This window comes from Vulcanococcus sp. CPBay_Sum15L08_68 (assembly GCF_017855895.1).
Classification (GTDB): Bacteria; Cyanobacteriota; Cyanobacteriia; order PCC-6307; family Cyanobiaceae; genus Vulcanococcus.
Genome location: NZ_JAFMFX010000012.1, coordinates 1 through 16,186, shown reverse-complemented (window position 1 = coordinate 16,186; position 16,186 = coordinate 1). Strand labels below are relative to the sequence as shown.

Sequence of the window (16,186 nt, the reverse complement as noted above, 5' to 3'; positions counted from 1 at the left end):
TATCCGCTGCTGCCGGTGCTTCTGAACAGCGGCCGTAGGGCAGTGCAACAGAAGTTCCAGCTGCTGTGTTCTTCTGGAGCCAGTCGCTGATTCCAGGGATGCTCGATCTTCAGATCTTGCTCAGCCCAGAGCGCTTGCAGCACTGGCTGGCCGCCCTGGTGATTAATGGTGTGCTGATTGCCGCCGCCCAGCGGCTTCCCCTGTTGACGCGCTCCGGCTGGGTCCACGCGGGGATCCTCGGCACCGTGCTCCTCGGCAGCCTGGACTGGCCCGGTTGGTTGGCCGTGGCGCTTTACCTAGCCCTCGGCTCGCTGGTGACCCGTCTGGGCTACCGGCGTAAGCAGGAGCAGGGCTTGGCCGAGGGGCGTGGCGGCCGGCGCGGGCCGGAGAACGTCTGGGGATCGGCGGCGACTGGGGCCGCGTTGGCGGTGCTCAGCGTCTGGCCGATGGCGCCGGTGATCCTGCTCAAGATCGGCTTTGCCGCGAGCTTTGCCGCCAAGTTGGGCGACACCTGCGGCAGTGAGATCGGCAAGCGTTGGGGACGCCACACCGTTTCGATCACGAACTTCCAGCCCGTTCCCCCCGGCACCGAGGGAGCCATCAGCCTGGAGGGCACCGCCGCCAGTGCGGCGGGCAGCGCCTTGATGGCCCTGGTGATGCTCCAGTTGGGGTTGATTCAGGGCGGGCCGACCTGGTTGTTGGTGGCCCTGGTGGGGCTGGCGGCGACCTTGATGGAGAGCCTGATCGGCGCCACGGTCCAGGACCGCTTCCCCTGGCTGAGCAACGAGCTGGTCAATGCCCTGCAGACCTTGATTGCGGCCCTGCTGGCCATGGGGTTGGCGTTGCGCTTGGCCCTGGCCTAGCTCGCGCCCACCAGTTGCTGACGGACGATGCCGCAGGCCTGCTGGTAGCGCCGCTGGGCGGCACGGGCACTGATCCCTGCCATGGCGCCCAGGTCCTGCCAGGTCCGCTGCTGCAGCACCCGGGCCAGCACCAGTCGCCGTTGACTGGCCTGCAGGGTTTTCAGTCCCCTCCAGAGCTGACGGCGCAGTTCGCAGCGCTCGAGCCAGCCGTACTGACCTGGTGCCTGTTGATCGCTGAGTTGCTCCACCAGGGGGGTCTCGGGATCTGACCCGCCGCCGGGTTGATCCAGGCTTGCCACCCGCAGGCAGGTTTGCAGGGCCTGGGCTTCCTGCCAGCGCTGCTGGGAGCAGCCGAGGGCCCGGGCGAGGGCGCTGTCGTTCATCGGGCTGAGTCCCTGCTGCTCGCGCCGGCGCTGCAGTGCTGCTCCCCGCTGCAGCAGCTCGATCACGCTGCGGGCGCCGCTGAAGACGCGGCAGCGGTCCCTGAGGTAGTGACGCATGGCGCCGCGAATCCAGGGAACGGCGGCCGTACTCAGGGTGTTGCCCAGGCTTGGATCAAAGCGCTCGACCGCCTTGATCAGACCGCGGACGCCCTCTTGGGCCAGGTCTTCAAAGCTGTGGCCGCTGCGCTCGCTTTCCCGCCGGGCCACCTTCCAGACCAGGGGCAGGTTGGCGGCGACGACGGCGTTGCGGTGCGCGTGGTTGGGGTCCTTGAGATAACGGCTCAAGAGCCATTGCTGTTGGTCCTGGACTGCCATAGCGGATGCCTTGCTCTGCCCTCAGCCTCAACCGCTTGAACCGCTCGTTGGCTCACCCCCTCGGGGGTCTGATTCCCCTCAGTAGAGGGGGGTCCCGGCGCTGGTGGGCTGAAGGTCCGCCCAGCTCAAGAGCGGACTCCAGTGACGCACCCGCTCGTAGATCTGACGATGTCCCTCGCTGTTGAAGTGAATCCCATCGGGGCAGAGCCACTGCAGCCAGCTCGGATCCGCCAGCAGGGAGTCCAGTAGCGGCAGGAAGGGCAGATCGGCCTCCATGCAGGCCTCCTTCAGCAGCGCTTCGTACTGGCGGACGTGCTCATTGCTGTACCAGAGCAGATCCGCGAAGGGCATGACGTGCTCGTCCACGGGCGTCAGTCCCAGCACCAGGACCGGTGCGGCCGCTTTGAGCTGGTTGAGAAGTTGTTGGAGGCCGAAGAGAAAGGCCTCCGGATCGAGTTGGTGGCGCCCGTCGCGGCGACCGATTCGCGCGGTGTCGTTGAGGCCGACGGAGAGCAGGATCCCCTGGGGCTGCTGACGCCTGAGTTCCCCGCGGCAAGCGAACTCGCTGGCCCAGCGCGCCGCCACCCGCTCGAGACCATCGCCGCGAACGCCGAGGGAATACAGCACCGGTCCGCCGGGCAGCCCCATCCAGTGCCGCCTGAGGCGCTCGCACCAGCCACCCTCTTCGGGGTCCCCCCAGCCGTAGACGCCGCTGTCCCCAAGCACGATCAATTTGCGGGGAACGGCCAACAGCATGGAGTCGCTTACAGCAGGCGCCGCCGGGCGCGGTCGCTCAGATCTTCACCCACCAGGGTGAGGGCCGCATAGGCCACAAGCAACAGGGCGATCTGATCCCAGGCAAATGAGCTGAGGCTTTCCTGCAACTGGGTTCCAAGCCCGGTCCCCGCCATCAGACCGACCACCACGGTCTCCCGCAGGATCACATCGCTGCGGTAGGCGCCATAGGCCAGATAGGAGCGCGCCAAAGCGCTGAAACGCCCGTAGAGCAGAGCCACCCGTGCCCCGACACCTTGGCCGTGTAAGGCGTCCTCGGCTGCGCCGCTGCAGGACTCTGCGCCCTCTAGCAACAGGCGACCCAAGATCCCGAGGTTGTGAAACCCCAAGGCCAGGGCTGCAGTCCAGATCCCCGGTTTGAAGACAAACAGCAGCAACAGTGCCGTGAGCGGCGGTGGCCAGAGTCGCCCCAGGGCCCAGAGCAGCCTGAGCAGCGGCTGAGCCAGGCGCCACGGCGCGACCAGCAGGAGCAGCAGCGGAGCACCGCCGACGGCTAAGCAGGCCGAGAGGACCGTGAGCAGCAGGGTGTTGCCGATCAGTCGCCCCCAGGGAAGGGCGAGGGCCTCCTGCCAGTGCTGGGAATGCAGCGGCGGCAGCGGTTGCCAATGCAGTAGGGCCGCTGGCTCAATCCCCAGGCTGTGGCTGATCGCCAGCATCAGGGGGAGCAGGAGCCCAAGCAGAAGCAGGATCTCCCGGCCTTGGCGTCCCACGCCGGGCTGGGCTTGACCAAAGCGGTTGGCCAGTCCCCAGCGCTGCCGCAGGGCGCGGATCAGGCTCTCCAGGCTCAGCATCACCGCCAGCAGCAGCCAGAGGCCACTCCAGAGCTCGCGAAATTCCAAGGACTGCAGGGTGAGCAGCAGTTCGTTGCCCAGGCCCCCAAGACCAAACACCCCCAGCAGCGTGGCGCTGCGCAGGGCACATTCGAGCCTGTAGCCGCCGTAGCTGACCACTCCAGGCAGGAGGGGCGGTCCCATGGCCGTCAGCAGGGCCGCCGGGCCAGCACTGCCGGCACTCAAGAGGGCCTTCAGGGTCTGATCGGGTAAGGCATCGAGTTGATCGCTGATCACCCGGGCCACCAGGGCGCCATAGGGAATCACGATCGCCAGCACCGCCACGGCGGGCTGCAGCCCCAGCACCTGCAGCAGCAGTAGACCCCAGATCAACTCATGGATTGAGCGGGGGATCGCCAGGAGTCGGCGCAGCAGCTCCGCAGGCAGCGCAGTGCCACTCAGGGTGCTCCAGACCAGCCGCGAGCTGGCCAGCCCCAGCAGCAGTCCCAGCATCAGGCTCAGGGACCAGCTCAATAGCGCCACACCGACCGTGACGCCCAGTCCCCTGAGTAGGGAGTCGATCACGACTGGATCGAGCGACGGGTGCAGGGCTGCCTCGGCGAAGGCGCCAATCAATTCCCAGCCGCCGCCATGGCAGAGCCCTGGCAGCACCAGGGCCAGGGGCAGGATCACCCCAGCGGGGATCAGGACCTGGAGTGGCGGCGCGATCTTCAAGGGGTCGTGCTTCCGGCGTAGAGACGCTGCAGGGCCTGCGGCTCGAGTTGCTCCGGCGCGCAATCAAACAGGATGCGTCCCTCCCGCAGACCCACCACGCGGCTAAATCCCGCCAGCAGGTCCGGCCTGTGCAGGCTCATCACCAGCGCCCGTGGCGCCGCGGTCTGCTCCAGCAGGAGCTGGAGCAACTCCCCTGCCAAGCGGGGATCAAGGCTGGAGAGGGGTTCATCGGCGAGCCAGAGCAGAGGGTCCTGACGCAGCAGCCGAGCGATGGCAACCCGTTGGCGCTGTCCGCCGGAGAGCTGTCCCACCGATTGCGCCAACAGAGCGGGATCGAGATCGAGTTGCCGCAGGGCGGCTGCGCAGGCCTCGGTCTCCAGGGGAAGGAGCAGGTTCAGCAGGGCCTTCGGCCAGCCCCACTGCGCGAGTCGGCCGCAGTTCAGGTTTTGTTGAACGCTGAGCTCCTCAATCAGGCGCAGGTCCTGCCAGAGCGTTCCGATCTGTCGCTGTTGGCGCCGTTTGATCCGGGGGCGCCTGGACAGGGCCTCCCCGCCCCAGAGCACTTGACCTTGATCGGCCTGGAGTAGGCCATTGGCGACGGCCAGCAGGGTGCTTTTGCCCGCCCCGCTGGGGCCGAGCAGCGCCAGTCGTTCACCGGCGTGAAGGCTGAGCTGAACCTGATCCAGCCTGGGCTGTTGGCGTCCCTTGACGCTCACCCCCCGCAATTCCAGGACGGGCGCATCCATGGGGGCCTTAGCTCTGGGTGAAGCGGAAGACCATCAAGGCCAGGATTAACCCCACCAGGGTGAGTTCGATGACGTCGGGGCCGCGTGGGTTCATCCCCGCCCCTCACGCTTTTCCAGTTTGGCCACTGAGGGCAGGCCGAAGACCAGAACGAGCAGGGGGATCTCCAGCCAGAGAACCCCATTGCTCAGCAGGATCACCGCCAGGTCAATGGCGGCAATGGAGCGCAGAAACAGGACCCAGACCTCGTCGCCGTCGCTGCAGCTGCGCTGCCAGAGCAGCAGGCCAGCCACCAGCAGCAGCAGGTCCGTCAGCAGGGTCGTGGACAATGCGGAGAGGACAGGTCTCCCCGCATTCTGCTCCTGGAATCAGCGGATCTTGCCCATCTGCCGGCCGACCTGCTCGATCTTGGCGTAATCGCTGGCCTTCGCCCCGATGAAGCGTTGGGCCCCGAAGAGCTCCAGGATGGCCTTCTGCTCAGGGTTGCTGCTGCGCCAGCTCAAGATCGCCTGACGCAGCTTCGTGCTGAAGCCTGCTCCGAAGCGCTGGTTCAGGTCGGACTGGGCGATCCAGTGGTAGTCCGGGTAGCCGGGGGTGGTCCAGATCGCATAGACCTTGGCCTTGTTGGCCTTGCCGCTGGCCAGGTTGGCTTCCCAGACCTGTTTGTTCAGGGCGCCGGCGTCATAGGCGCCGCTTTGCACCAGGGCCACGGTGGCGTCATGGCTGCCGCTGAAGCCGGGGGCTCCACCGGCGAACTGGCTGGGCTTCACCCCGGCCTGCGCCAGGAAGTACTGGGGCATCAGCCGCCCTGAGGTGGAGCTCTGCGATCCGAAGGTGACGCGCTTGCCCTTGAGCTCCTTCAGGCCGTTGATGCTGCTGATGGGCTTGAGCTGGCTCTTGCGGTTGGCGATGAAGACCGATTGGAATTTGGCGTCGATGTCGCGCTGGGCGATCACCTGGGAGCCGGGCTTTTGCAGCCGGGCCTGGACACCGGTCAGGCCGCCAAACCAGACCAGATCCAAATTGCCGGTGCGGAAGGCACTGACCGCCGCGGCGTAGTTCGTAACGGGGACGTATTTGACGTCGACATTCAGCTGCTTGCTGAGTTCATTGGCCACCAATCCGTAGAGCCGGTTCAGCTTCTCTGGCTTCTGATCGGGGATGGCGCCAATGCGCAGCACCGGCTTGTTGGTCTGTGCGACGGCTGCGGGGGCGAGGGCACTGCTCAAGGGCAGAGGTACGGCCACCGGTAGGAGCGCAAGCGAAACGCCTACGGCCGCGGCGGCCCAACGTTCTCGGCCGTTCAAGCGGCTGGTCATCACAGGAGGTGCAGAAGAACCTCCGATTTTGCCTTTAGAGCTGTTCGATGAAGCGCTGCAAGCGGGCCAGTCCGTCTTGGATGGTGGCGTCCGAGGCGGCGCAGGAGAGGCGAATGCAGTCGTTGTCCCCAAAGGCGCCACCGGGCACCACCGCCAGGCCCTGCTCATCGAGCAGCCGCTCACAGAAGCGCATCGAGTCCAGACCCGTGCTGCTGATGTTGGGGAAGGCGTAGAACGCCCCCTGGGGCGGCAGTAGTTGCACACCGGCGATGGCCTGGAGGCCATCGCTCAACAGCTGACGGCGGTGGGTGAATTGAGCCGCCATGGTTTGCACGCACTCGCGCGAGCCGGTCACCGCCGCCAGGGCTCCGTACTGGGCAAAGGTGCAGACGTTGCTGGTGCTCTGGCTCTGCAGGGCGCTGGCGGCCTTGAGAACGCTGCTGTTGCCGGCCAGCCAGCCGATCCGCCAGCCGGTCATCGCCCAGCCCTTGGCGAAGCCATTGACGGTGAAGACCCGATCCGCCAGGTCCGGGGCGACCGCCGCGAAGCTGTGGTGGCTGTGGCCGGGTGCCAGCAGAAATTCGTAGATCTCATCGCAGACCACCGCCACCTGGGGATGGCGCCGGAGGACTGCGGCGATCGCCTCCAGGTCACTGCGGCTGAGCACCGCACCGGTGGGGTTGCCCGGGCTATTGAGCACGAGCAACTTGCTGGCCGGCGTGATCGCCGCCTCCAGCCGTTCGGGGTCGAGCCGGAATCCTTCTGTGGCTGAGCTGGGGATCAAGCGCACTGAGGCGCCAGCCAACCGCGCAATCTCCGGGTAGCTCAGCCAGTAGGGCGCAGGGAGCAGCAGTTCATCACCGGGCTCCAGCAGCACCTGAAACAGGTTGTAGAGGGCCTGTTTGCCGCCGTTGGTGACCAGCACCTGATCCGCGCTGGTGGGGACCTGGTTCTCCTGGGTCAGCTTCTGGGCAATGGCTTCCCGCAGGGGCGGCTCGCCGGCGGCCGGGCCGTAGCGGGTCAGGCCACTCTCGAGGGCCTGGGCCGCGGCCTGGCGGATGAAGGCTGGGGTATCAAAGTCCGGCTCACCTGCGCTCAGGCTGCAGATGTCGCGTCCCTCGGCCTTCAGGGCCTTGGCGCGGGCCGCGATGGCCAGCGTCAACGAGGGCTGCAGCGCTTCGGCCCGGGCGGAGAGTTTCAACGGGCGCGGCATTCGAGCAGCGACGTCAGGGGGGCACGCCTTGCGGCGAACCGGTGATGCTGTGCATCCTGCCGCATGCCGGGCCCCGAAACGATGTCTCCACTGACCTCTCCGACCGTTGGCCTGGTGTTGGCGGCGGATGACCCCGAGGCCTTGGCCCGTTTCTACGGCTCCGTCTGCCTTGCGCCGCTGCAGGCCGGCTTGAGTGCCAGCCACTGGCGGCTGCCCTTGCCCGGTTCGGGCTGGCTGGAGATCTACGCCCCCAGTCGCTCCAGACCACTCGCTCGCCAACGGGGACGTCTCGCCCTGGCGATCCAGCTCAGCGGCGGCGCATCCGGCCTTCAGGCTGCGGTCGAGCGGGCTCAGGCCCAGGGCGCTGCCCTGCTGGAGCCCCCGCGTCAGGAGCCCTTCGGTTGGGAGGCCTGGTTGAACGATCCCGAAGGCAACGCCCTGCTGCTGATTGCTAGAGAGACTCGCGAGTGATTGCGGGGCGATGACGGCCACCTCCCTTGAACAGGACCTGGCGTCCTTGGCGGAGAGCTGCGATGCCTGTCGCCTCTGCAAGTTGGGCTCCAGCCGCAGCCAGGTCGTGGTCAGCCGCGGCAATCCCCAGGCGCGCCTGATGGTCATCGGCGAGGGTCCTGGTGCTCAGGAGGATGAGCAGGGACAGCCCTTTGTCGGCCGCTCCGGCCAGCTGCTGGATCGCATGCTCGAGAGCGTGGGCATCGACAGCAATCGCGACGCCTACGTCTGCAACATCGTCAAGTGCCGGCCACCGGAGAACCGCAAGCCCACGGCCTTGGAGATGGCCTCGTGCAAGCCCTGGTTGGATCGTCAGATCGCCCTGGTGGATCCCGCGGTCATCCTGTTGGCCGGGGCCACGGCCGTGGAGGGCCTACTGGGCATCAAGGGCGGGATGACCAAGATTCGCGGTCAGTGGCGCCAATGGGAGGGCCGTTGGTTGATGCCCGTCTTCCACCCCTCGTACCTGCTGCGCAATCCCTCCAAGGAGCGCGGTGCCCCGAAGTGGCTGACCTGGCAGGACCTGCAGGATGTGCAGCGCCGCCTGGCCCAATTGGACGCTCCGTTGTGACAGGCTTGCCCCAACCGGCCTGCCCAACGCTGCTGCCATGACTGCCTCTCTCACCGCAACGCCCGAGGCGGGGCAGCTGTCCTCCCGTTACGACACGGTGATCCGCCGCCGCCAGACCCGCAGCGTTCGGGTGGGCGACCTCTGGATCGGCAGCGAGCACCCCGTGGTGGTGCAGTCGATGATCAACGAGGACACCCTCGACATCGAGGGGGCCACCGCTGGGATCCGTCGCTTGCATGAGGCGGGCTGCGAGATCGTTCGCGTCACCGTTCCGTCCTTGGCCCACGCCAAGGCGATGGGGGAGATCCGCAAGCGCCTGGAAGACACCTATCAGCCCGTTCCCCTGGTGGCTGATGTGCACCACAACGGCATGAAGATCGCCCTGGAAGTGGCGAACCATGTCGACAAGGTCCGGATCAACCCGGGCTTGTTTGTCTTTGACAAGCCGGATCCGAATCGGACCGAGTTCACCCCCGAAGAGATCGCCCAGATCGGTGATCGCATCACCGAGACCTTTGAACCCCTGGTCAGCCTCCTGAAGGCCCAGGACAAGGCCCTGCGCATTGGCGTCAACCACGGCTCCCTGGCGGAGCGGATGCTGTTCACCTACGGCGACACCCCCCTGGGGATGGTGGAGAGCGCCCTGGAGTTCATCCGCATCTGCGACCGCCTCGACTTCCACAACATCGTGGTCTCGATGAAGGCTTCGCGGGCTCCAGTGATGCTGGCCGCCTACCGGATGATGGCCGACCGGATGGATGCCGAGGGCTTCAACTACCCCCTGCACCTCGGGGTGACAGAAGCCGGTGACGGTGATTACGGCCGGATCAAGAGCACCGCTGGCATTGCCACCCTGTTGGCCGATGGCCTGGGGGACACGATCCGGGTGTCGCTGACCGAGGCACCGGAGAAGGAAATCCCTGTCTGCTACTCGATCCTGCAGTCCCTGGGTCTGCGCAAGACCATGGTCGAGTACGTCAGCTGCCCGAGCTGCGGACGCACGTTGTTCAACCTGGAGGACGTGCTCAACAAGGTGCGCAACGCCACCTCCCACCTCACGGGTCTCGACATCGCTGTGATGGGCTGCATTGTCAACGGCCCCGGTGAGATGGCCGATGCCGATTACGGCTACGTCGGTAAAACCCCCGGTGTGATTTCGCTCTACCGCGGCCGCGACGAGATCCGCCGGGTTCCAGAGGCCGAGGGCGTGGAGGCTTTGATTGCCTTGATCAAGGACGACGGCCGTTGGGTCGATCCCTGAGGCCCTACGGCTAACCCTTAGATATCTCCGGTTTTCACGCCAACTGAGCTGTGTGAATTGCAGCTACGTTGAAGCAATCTCCCGGCCTCAGGAGCGCCTTGATGACTCAGCCACGCGGCCTGTTGCTTGTTCTGGCCGGTGCCGGCGCAGTCGGGGCGATCTGCTTGCCTCCCCTGCTGATGCCCAGTTCGGCATCGCTGGTGAGCGATAGCCCGAAGGAAGTCATTGATCAGACCTGGCAGATCGTCTTCCGGGACTATCTCGATACCAACGGCAAATACACCACCGACAAGTGGAAGGACTTGCGTCGTCAGGTTCTCTCCAAGAGTTACGGCAGCACCAAGGAGAGCTACGAGGCCATCCGTGGCATGTTGGCCACCCTGGATGACCCCTACACGCGCTTCCTCGATCCGCGTGAGTTCAAGGAGATGCAGATCGACACCTCCGGGGAACTCTCCGGGGTCGGCATCCAGCTGAGCCTTGATAAGGACAGCAAAGAACTCACCGTTGTCAGTCCGATTGAAGGATCTCCGGCCTCCCGCGCCGGGGTGATGCCCAAGGACGTCATCACCGCGATTGACGGCAAGAGCACCAAGGGGATGACGACCGAGGATGCGGTCAAGTTGATTCGCGGCAAGGCCGGCAGCACCGTGACCCTGCAGCTCCGCCGCAACGGCAAGCTGCTGGATACGCCCCTGGTGCGTGCACGCATTGAGCTCCATGCGGTCGACACCCAGGTCAACACCAGTGCCGATGGCACCAAGATTGGCTACATCCGCCTGAAGCAGTTCAACGCCAATGCCGCCAAGGACATGGCGCAGGCGTTGAAGGATCTGGAGAAGGAGCAGGTTCAGGGCTACGTGCTCGATCTGCGCAGTAACCCCGGTGGCCTGCTGGTGGCGAGCATCGCCATTGCCCGCCAATGGCTCAATGAGGGGGTCATCGTCTCCACCAAGACCCGCGATGGCATCCAGGACACCAAGCGGGCGGTGGGCCGCGCCCTGACCGAGCGTCCCTTGGTGGTGCTGGTGAATGAGGGTTCAGCCAGTGCCAGCGAAATCCTCTCCGGTGCTCTGCAGGACAACCACCGCGCTGTGTTGGTGGGGGAGACCACCTTCGGCAAGGGTCTGGTCCAATCGGTTCGCGGCCTGATCGATGGATCAGGAATGACCGTGACGATCGCCAAGTACCTCACCCCAAGCGGTCGCGATATCCATAAGCACGGCATTGATCCCGATGTGCGCGCCAAGCTCAGCGCTCGCGAGATCCAGAGCCTGCGGCTGGAGGACCTGGGTACCCAGAAGGACAGTCAATACCGCGTGGCTGAATCGACCCTGCTCAAGCAGGTCAAGGCCGCCGGCAGCCTGACGAAGTCACGTGCCTACAACCCCAGCAGTGCCAATGTCCCAGCGGCGCTGGCGGCTCCCGTTCAGTAGTTAGGCCACAAAAAAGCCCGCGGTTGCTCCGCGGGCTGAGCTGATCACGCTTGTGGGCTGACCTCAGGCGGCGCTGCCCACGGGTTGCATCAGGCCGCCGCCAGGGGTGGAGTCGTCGTCATCGTTGCCGGTGTCTGCTTGAAGCAGAGCGAAGACACCCAGGGCCACCAGGGAGATCAAGCCAGAGACAAGGCTCAGGCCACCACCGAAGCCGCTGCTGAGATCGATGACTTCGCCGAGGCCGGGACCCATGAGCGTCCGTTACATCACTTCACGGAATTGTAACGGACTTTTGCGCTGGTCGCTCATCTTTGGCCTAAACCGCCAGCACGGCTTCGTTCTTGGCCTTCAGCTGTTCAGCCCGTTGGGCATCGGTCAGGCCATCGGCACCCGGGATCTGCTCGGCCATTTGCTTGAGCCAGTTCATCAGCTCCTCCACCTGTTTCTCCATGGGCAGGACCCCCAGACCCCGTGCCAGGACCTTGGCGGTGCTGCCGGAACCGGCCTGGTAGACGAGCCTGCCGTGCAGGTGTTGGGGTAATCCCTGGCGCAGCAGCCGGAAGGCTGGCTCCTCCATCGGGGTCTCCAAGGCGATGTTGGGTTTCTCGGGTTTGATCCGTGAGAAGCCGCAGCGTTTGGCCAGCAGCTTCAGCTCCATCAGCTGCAGCAGCGAGATGACCGGCGCCGGGATGGCGCCATAGCGATCCACCCAGTCGGCCGCCAGTTGCAGCAGGCTGTCTGGGCTGATGCAGTCGGCCGCGGCGCGGTAGGCCGCCATCTTCTCGTCGTTGTCGCTGATCCAGTCGCCGGGGATGAAGGCGGTGAGCTGCAGATCGATCTGGGTGTCGTCCACGGCGGGGATGTCCTGGCCTTGGATCTCGGCGAGGGATTCCTGGAGCATCTCCATGTAGAGGTCAAAGCCGATGGTCTCCATCTGGCCGCTTTGCTCCACCCCGAGCAGGTTGCCGACGCCGCGGATCTCCATGTCGCGCATGGCCAGTTGGTAGCCACTCCCCAGTTGGGCAAATTCCTGAATCGCGCGCAGACGCTGACGTGCCGCATCGCTCAGGGAGGCGTCACCTGGATAGAACAACCAGGCGTGGGCCTGGATGCCGCTGCGGCCGACGCGACCGCGCAGTTGGTAGAGCTGGGCCAGGCCGAATTTATGGGCGTCCTCGATCAGGATCGTGTTGACCCGGGGAATGTCCAGGCCGCTCTCCACGATCGTCGTGCAGAGCATCAGGTCGGCCTCGCCGGCGTTGAAGGCCACCATGGCGCTCTCCAGTTCGCCTTCGGCCATCTGACCGTGGGCGACCAGGAGCCGTAGGCCGGGGATCATCTGCCGAAGCCCTTCGGCCACCTCTTCGATGCCCTCCACCCGGGGGACGACGTAGAAGATCTGACCGCCGCGATCAAGTTCCTGGCGGATCGCACTGCGAACCGCTTCCTCATCGAGGGCCGCCAGGTGGGTTTTGATCGGCCGGCGCAACGGCGGTGGCGTGGTGATCAGGCTCATCTCCCGCACCCCTGAGAGGCTCATGTAGAGCGTCCGCGGGATCGGGGTTGCCGAGAGGGTCAGGACGTCGACGTCCTTGCGCAGGGCCTTGATCTTTTCCTTTTGGTTGACGCCAAAGCGCTGCTCCTCATCCACCACGAGCAGGCCCAGCTCCTTGAACTGGGTGCCCTTGCCCAGCAGTTGGTGGGTGCCGACGACCACGTCGACGGTGCCTTCGCCCAGGCCCTCTTGGATCACCTTGCGCTCGCTGCTGGTGCGGAAGCGGTTGAGCAGGCTGACCTTGATGGGATAAGGCGCAAAGCGCTCCGAGAGCGAGCGCCAGTGCTGCTGGGCCAGAACGGTTGTAGGGGCGAGCATTGCCACCTGCTTGCCGGCGGTGACGGCCTTGAAGATCGCGCGGATGGCGACTTCGGTTTTGCCGAAGCCCACATCACCGCAGACCAGGCGGTCCATCGGCTGGGGCTGCTCCATGTCCCGTTTGACATCGGCAATCGCCTTGACCTGATCAGGCGTGGGCTCGTAGGGGAAGGAGTCCTCGAGTTCGTTCTGCCAGGGGCCATCCACCGGGAAGGCGAAGCCCGGAGCCTTGTGCCGTTCGGCGTAGAGCTTGACCAGATCGAGGGCGACCTTGCGGACGGCCTTGCGCGCCCGCTCCTTGGCTTTGTTCCACGCGGTTCCGCCCATCCGGTTGAGGTCCGGGGGGCTGTCACTGGTGGCCCGGTAGCGCCCGAGGCTGCCCAGCTGGTCGGCGGCGACCCGCAGCAGGCCATCGGCGTACTGCACAACGAGGTAGTCGCGGGCTTCGCTGCCAATCGCGAGCTTCTCGAGCTTCAGGAATTTGCCGATGCCGTGGTTGCGGTGCACCACGAAGTCGCCCGGGCGCATCTTGTTGGGATCGACCGTGCGGCTAGCGGCCTTGCGCCGGCGGCGCACGTAGCCGCTGGCCGCCAGGGAGTGCTGGCCGAAGAACTCCCGGTCGGTGATCAGCGCCAGCTTCCAGGCCGGCAACTGCAGACCCTCGAGTTCAGCGGTGCCCTTGGTCTTGAGGGCGACGGGGGTGTTCTGCTCGATCAGCCGATCAATCGCCGGGTGATCCGCCGGGTTGGGGACGAAGCGGCTGATGCAGTCGTGCTCCTCCAGCAGGGCCACGGCCCGGCTGGGCTGGGCCGAGAGCAACCAGACCCGCGCCTTGTCCTTCTGGAAGCCTTTGATTAATTCGGCGAGCTTGCCGAATTGGTTGGGGTAGGCCGGCACGGGCCGGCTCGAGAGGTCGAAATTGTTGGGGTGGTTGTCGCTCTCCTGGAGCTCCGCCAGGTCAAAGCCCTGGAAGCGCTCAGCAGCGGCCAGGGCCTCTTCGGGCCTGCGGTGCAGCACGGCCGGTAGCTCGACGCCGAGTTCAGCGCAGACCTCAGCGTGGTGCTCGATGGCGTGGTCGAACCACTGCTGGCCGTGGGAGAGGCAGTGGCGCCGCTCATCGATGGCGATCAGCGTGCCGTCGGGCAGGTAATCCAGCAGGGAGGCCGGCTCGCTCCAGGCCAGACCCATCAGCCGCCGCATCCCCTCCGGCGTTCCGCCCTCCAGCAGTTGTTCGCTGGCCTCGGGGCTGAGCAGCTGATCGAGACCCTCGGGCATGCCCTCACGCAGGGCATCGGCAATCAGGGGGCCGTAGCCGCTGGGGGTGAGCCGCACCACCTCGATCGGATCGAGGGAGCGCTGGCTGGCGGGATCGAATTCCCGCAGCTTCTCCAGCTCCTCACCGAAAAACTCGAGACGAACGGGGAGTTCGGCGCTGACCGGGAAGACGTCGACGATGTCGCCGCGGCGGCTCCAGCTGCCCTCCTGCTCGATGCTGGTGACCCGCTCATAGCCCAGGCGGGTCAGGGTTTCTCCGAGGGCCTCGAGCTCAAATTCATCCCCTTTGCGCAGGCTGAGGCACTGGGCCTGCAGGGCCGGCGGCGGCGGCAGGTGGGGCTGCAGGGCGCGCTCGGTGGCGACGATGGCGCAGCGGCCCTTGGCATCCAGCAGCTCGCTGAGCACCTGCAGTTGTCCCCAGGTGATCTCGCTGGTGGGATCGAAGGGTTCGTAGGGGCTGCCCTCGCTGGTGGGGTAGAGCTGGGCGCTGCTCCAGCCCATCAGCTCCAGCAGGGCGGCCCAGCGTCCGGCCTCCTCCAGGGTGGGCACGACCACCAGCAGCGGCGCCTCGGCGCAGCCCGCCAGGACGCTGCTGATCAGGGCCCGGGCGCCGCGTCCCGCACCGGAGAGCCGCAGGCGCTCATCCCTGTTGCACCGCTGCAGAACCTCTCCACTGAGGGCCACCTGCTGCAGTTGGCGCACCAGGGCGGAGAGGGGCATGGGGCTCAAAGCACAGCTGACCATCTTGGCAAGAGAATGGTGAGCAGCTGAGGCGGGCTGCGGTGAGGCAAGGGAGGCGTCTGCTGCTGGCCCTGGCGCTTCTGTTGCTGGCCGGGGCGGGCCTGAGTCGGCTGGGGCAACCCGAGGGGGAGCTGGTTGCTGAGGAGGTCGCCCAAGCCAGTAGCTCAGCGCCTGCCCTGGCCCCGCCCTTGCCCCTGAACTGGCAACTGACGGCCTCTAGCCAGCGGGCCCTGTTTCAACGGCTGGATCAGGCGGATCAGCTCTGGCTGCCCCGGGTGGAGCGTCTGCCGGGCGGGGGGCAGCGGATCACCTATCGCCGTCGCCTGGGGGAGAAGCCCCTCACCGCATCAGCGCTGCGGCAGTTGATCGCCCATCCACCCAGCTACAGCCGTGAGCGGGAGGCGATCAGCTTGCTGCTGGAGCAGCTGGAGCGCAGCGGTGTGGTGCTGGTGGTGCGCCAGCCCAAACAGAAGGGAGCCGCCGGTGAGTGGAATCCGCGTCGCGGTGAGTTGCGCCTGCGGCCCGATGTCGCCTCCAAAGGGACGGTCAACTTCACGCGGGTCCTCAACCACGAGGCGATCCATGTGGCCCAGAGCTGCAAGGGCGGCTCTATCCATGCCCGGCCGCAGCTGCTGGGACTGAGCCGCAGCCTGAACGCCTCAGGGCGGCGCCATCTGCAGCAGCCGCTCTATGCCAAGGCCTCGAGCGAGCAAAGGGGGCTCGAGGAGGAGGCCTACGCCAACCAGGAGCAGCTCAACCTGGGCTGGGAGCTGCTGGCGCGCCACTGCCGGCGCCGATGAGTGTTGTCTCCAGCTGCATGTTGAACGCCAGCAGCTGTTCATCACTCAACTGTTGACGACTACTGAGGTTGAACTGCTGCTCCAGGGCCTGGCGGCCGCGGTTGGCATCCCATTGCAAGGAGGCGAGCAGCTGATCGCTCTGCTGGAGCAAATCGCGCCGTCGGAGGGGAATCGACGCGGAGGCGGGATCGCAGCCCGGCTCGAGCACCCTCAGGCTGCGGACGTAGGCGGCCAGATCGGCGTAGTTGGTGATGCGGTTGCGGCTGGGGTGGCCGAAGGCCCGTTGCAGATAGGTCCCCTCTTGGCTGCGCTCCCAGCCCAAGCGTTTGAGCTGAATGTCGATCTCAGCCAGTTCATCACTCCAGTCCTCGGGATCGGTCGCTGGCTCTTGGGCCTCGACGACTGGAGCCTGCGGCAGGGTTGGCTGCACCGCCTCGGGAGCGGCTGCCGGAGCGGGATCGCTGGTCTCTTCAGCGGGCGGCCGCCTGACCACGGCGTGGCGGACCGGTGGCTCAGCTGGTG

The 16,186-nt window shown here is 66.1% G+C and carries 16 protein-coding genes; 6 read left to right on the top strand and 10 right to left on the bottom strand.

The window, feature by feature from the left end:
• Positions 1 to 98 precede the first annotated feature (98 nt).
• Complete coding sequence (locus tag QZ189_RS03455; protein WP_296420950.1) at positions 99 to 863, top strand: DUF92 domain-containing protein; 765 nt, start codon at positions 99 to 101, stop codon at positions 861 to 863.
• On the opposite strand, the gene QZ189_RS03450 is transcribed toward QZ189_RS03455, so the two are convergent.
• The 7 genes from QZ189_RS03450 to QZ189_RS03420 all read right to left on the bottom strand — a co-directional run bounded on the left by QZ189_RS03450 (position 860) and on the right by QZ189_RS03420 (position 7,197).
• Positions 860 to 1,621, bottom strand: coding sequence for a sigma-70 family RNA polymerase sigma factor (locus tag QZ189_RS03450; protein ID WP_296416077.1), 762 nt, complete (start codon positions 1,619 to 1,621; stop codon positions 860 to 862). The genes QZ189_RS03455 and QZ189_RS03450 overlap by 4 nt on opposite strands.
• A gap of 78 nt (positions 1,622 to 1,699) precedes the next feature.
• The gene (locus QZ189_RS03445) at positions 1,700 to 2,377 is read right to left on the bottom strand and encodes a GDSL-type esterase/lipase family protein (protein WP_296420948.1); all 678 of its coding nucleotides are present in this window, start codon (positions 2,375 to 2,377) and stop codon (positions 1,700 to 1,702) included.
• Positions 2,378 to 2,385: 8 nt separating this feature from the next.
• Positions 2,386 to 3,921 (bottom strand): phosphonate ABC transporter, encoded by a 1,536-nt coding sequence (locus QZ189_RS03440; protein WP_296420946.1) that lies wholly within the window; start codon positions 3,919 to 3,921, stop codon positions 2,386 to 2,388.
• Positions 3,918 to 4,667: an ATP-binding cassette domain-containing protein gene (locus QZ189_RS03435; protein ID WP_296420943.1), complete on the bottom strand. Its 750-nt coding sequence runs from the start codon at positions 4,665 to 4,667 to the stop codon at positions 3,918 to 3,920. The genes QZ189_RS03440 and QZ189_RS03435 overlap by 4 nt, the downstream gene beginning before the upstream one ends.
• Positions 4,668 to 4,757: 90 nt before the next feature.
• Positions 4,758 to 4,994, bottom strand: coding sequence for a hypothetical protein (locus tag QZ189_RS03430; protein ID WP_010317515.1), 237 nt, complete (start codon positions 4,992 to 4,994; stop codon positions 4,758 to 4,760).
• Positions 4,995 to 5,033: 39 nt separating this feature from the next.
• On the bottom strand, positions 5,034 to 5,984 hold the full coding sequence (locus QZ189_RS03425; RefSeq protein WP_296420940.1) for a putative selenate ABC transporter substrate-binding protein: 951 nt from the start codon (positions 5,982 to 5,984) through the stop codon (positions 5,034 to 5,036).
• A 34-nt stretch (positions 5,985 to 6,018) separates the two neighbouring features.
• Positions 6,019 to 7,197, bottom strand: a complete 1,179-nt coding sequence (locus tag QZ189_RS03420; protein WP_296420938.1) for a pyridoxal phosphate-dependent aminotransferase — start codon at positions 7,195 to 7,197, stop codon at positions 6,019 to 6,021.
• A gap of 81 nt (positions 7,198 to 7,278) precedes the next feature.
• On the opposite strand from QZ189_RS03420, the gene QZ189_RS03415 reads away from it, so the two are divergent.
• The 4 genes from QZ189_RS03415 (at position 7,279) to QZ189_RS03400 (ending at position 10,975) form a co-directional block, all read left to right on the top strand.
• Complete coding sequence (locus QZ189_RS03415; RefSeq protein ID WP_296416072.1) at positions 7,279 to 7,668, top strand: VOC family protein; 390 nt, start codon at positions 7,279 to 7,281, stop codon at positions 7,666 to 7,668.
• A 10-nt stretch (positions 7,669 to 7,678) separates the two neighbouring features.
• Positions 7,679 to 8,278, top strand: coding sequence for a uracil-DNA glycosylase (locus QZ189_RS03410; RefSeq protein WP_247478771.1), 600 nt, complete (start codon positions 7,679 to 7,681; stop codon positions 8,276 to 8,278).
• Positions 8,279 to 8,315: 37 nt separating this feature from the next.
• On the top strand, positions 8,316 to 9,539 hold the full coding sequence (gene ispG / locus QZ189_RS03405; protein ID WP_010317506.1) for a (E)-4-hydroxy-3-methylbut-2-enyl-diphosphate synthase: 1,224 nt from the start codon (positions 8,316 to 8,318) through the stop codon (positions 9,537 to 9,539).
• A 101-nt stretch (positions 9,540 to 9,640) separates the two neighbouring features.
• Complete coding sequence (locus QZ189_RS03400) at positions 9,641 to 10,975, top strand: S41 family peptidase (protein ID WP_029626349.1); 1,335 nt, start codon at positions 9,641 to 9,643, stop codon at positions 10,973 to 10,975.
• Between the two features lie 63 nt (positions 10,976 to 11,038).
• On the opposite strand, the gene QZ189_RS03395 is transcribed toward QZ189_RS03400, so the two are convergent.
• Both QZ189_RS03395 and mfd read right to left on the bottom strand, forming a co-directional pair.
• Positions 11,039 to 11,227 (bottom strand): hypothetical protein, encoded by a 189-nt coding sequence (locus QZ189_RS03395; protein WP_010317502.1) that lies wholly within the window; start codon positions 11,225 to 11,227, stop codon positions 11,039 to 11,041.
• Positions 11,228 to 11,291: 64 nt separating this feature from the next.
• Positions 11,292 to 14,843 carry a transcription-repair coupling factor gene (gene mfd / locus QZ189_RS03390; RefSeq protein ID WP_296420935.1) on the bottom strand — a complete coding sequence of 1,184 codons (3,552 nt, stop codon included), beginning with the start codon at positions 14,841 to 14,843 and terminating at the stop codon, positions 11,292 to 11,294.
• Between the two features lie 62 nt (positions 14,844 to 14,905).
• Here mfd and QZ189_RS03385 point away from each other — a divergent pair, with 62 nt between their 5' ends.
• Complete coding sequence (locus QZ189_RS03385) at positions 14,906 to 15,664, top strand: hypothetical protein (RefSeq protein WP_247478767.1); 759 nt, start codon at positions 14,906 to 14,908, stop codon at positions 15,662 to 15,664.
• Here the strand turns inward: QZ189_RS03385 and QZ189_RS03380 are convergent.
• Positions 15,618 to 16,186, bottom strand: a 569-nt coding sequence (locus tag QZ189_RS03380) for a hypothetical protein (protein WP_296420933.1), incomplete at its 5' end; no start/stop codon positions are given. The genes QZ189_RS03385 and QZ189_RS03380 overlap by 47 nt on opposite strands.

Excerpts from the sequence above, each read along its gene's own strand:
- QZ189_RS03415 (WP_296416072.1), top strand. The coding sequence starts at position 7,279 with ATGTCTCCACTGACCTCTCCGACCGTTGGCCTGGTGTTGGCGGCGGAT.
- QZ189_RS03400 (WP_029626349.1), top strand. The coding sequence starts at position 9,641 with ATGACTCAGCCACGCGGCCTGTTGCTTGTTCTGGCCGGTGCCGGCGCA.
- QZ189_RS03410 (WP_247478771.1), top strand. The coding sequence starts at position 7,679 with ATGACGGCCACCTCCCTTGAACAGGACCTGGCGTCCTTGGCGGAGAGC.
- QZ189_RS03435 (WP_296420943.1), bottom strand. The coding sequence starts at position 4,667 with ATGGATGCGCCCGTCCTGGAATTGCGGGGGGTGAGCGTCAAGGGACGC.
- QZ189_RS03455 (WP_296420950.1), top strand. The coding sequence starts at position 99 with ATGCTCGATCTTCAGATCTTGCTCAGCCCAGAGCGCTTGCAGCACTGG.
- QZ189_RS03445 (WP_296420948.1), bottom strand. The coding sequence starts at position 2,377 with ATGCTGTTGGCCGTTCCCCGCAAATTGATCGTGCTTGGGGACAGCGGC.
- ispG (WP_010317506.1), top strand. The coding sequence starts at position 8,316 with ATGACTGCCTCTCTCACCGCAACGCCCGAGGCGGGGCAGCTGTCCTCC.
- mfd (WP_296420935.1), bottom strand. The coding sequence starts at position 14,843 with ATGCCCCTCTCCGCCCTGGTGCGCCAACTGCAGCAGGTGGCCCTCAGT.
- QZ189_RS03425 (WP_296420940.1), bottom strand. The coding sequence starts at position 5,984 with ATGACCAGCCGCTTGAACGGCCGAGAACGTTGGGCCGCCGCGGCCGTA.
- QZ189_RS03395 (WP_010317502.1), bottom strand. The coding sequence starts at position 11,227 with ATGGGTCCCGGCCTCGGCGAAGTCATCGATCTCAGCAGCGGCTTCGGT.
- QZ189_RS03450 (WP_296416077.1), bottom strand. The coding sequence starts at position 1,621 with ATGGCAGTCCAGGACCAACAGCAATGGCTCTTGAGCCGTTATCTCAAG.
- QZ189_RS03420 (WP_296420938.1), bottom strand. The coding sequence starts at position 7,197 with ATGCCGCGCCCGTTGAAACTCTCCGCCCGGGCCGAAGCGCTGCAGCCC.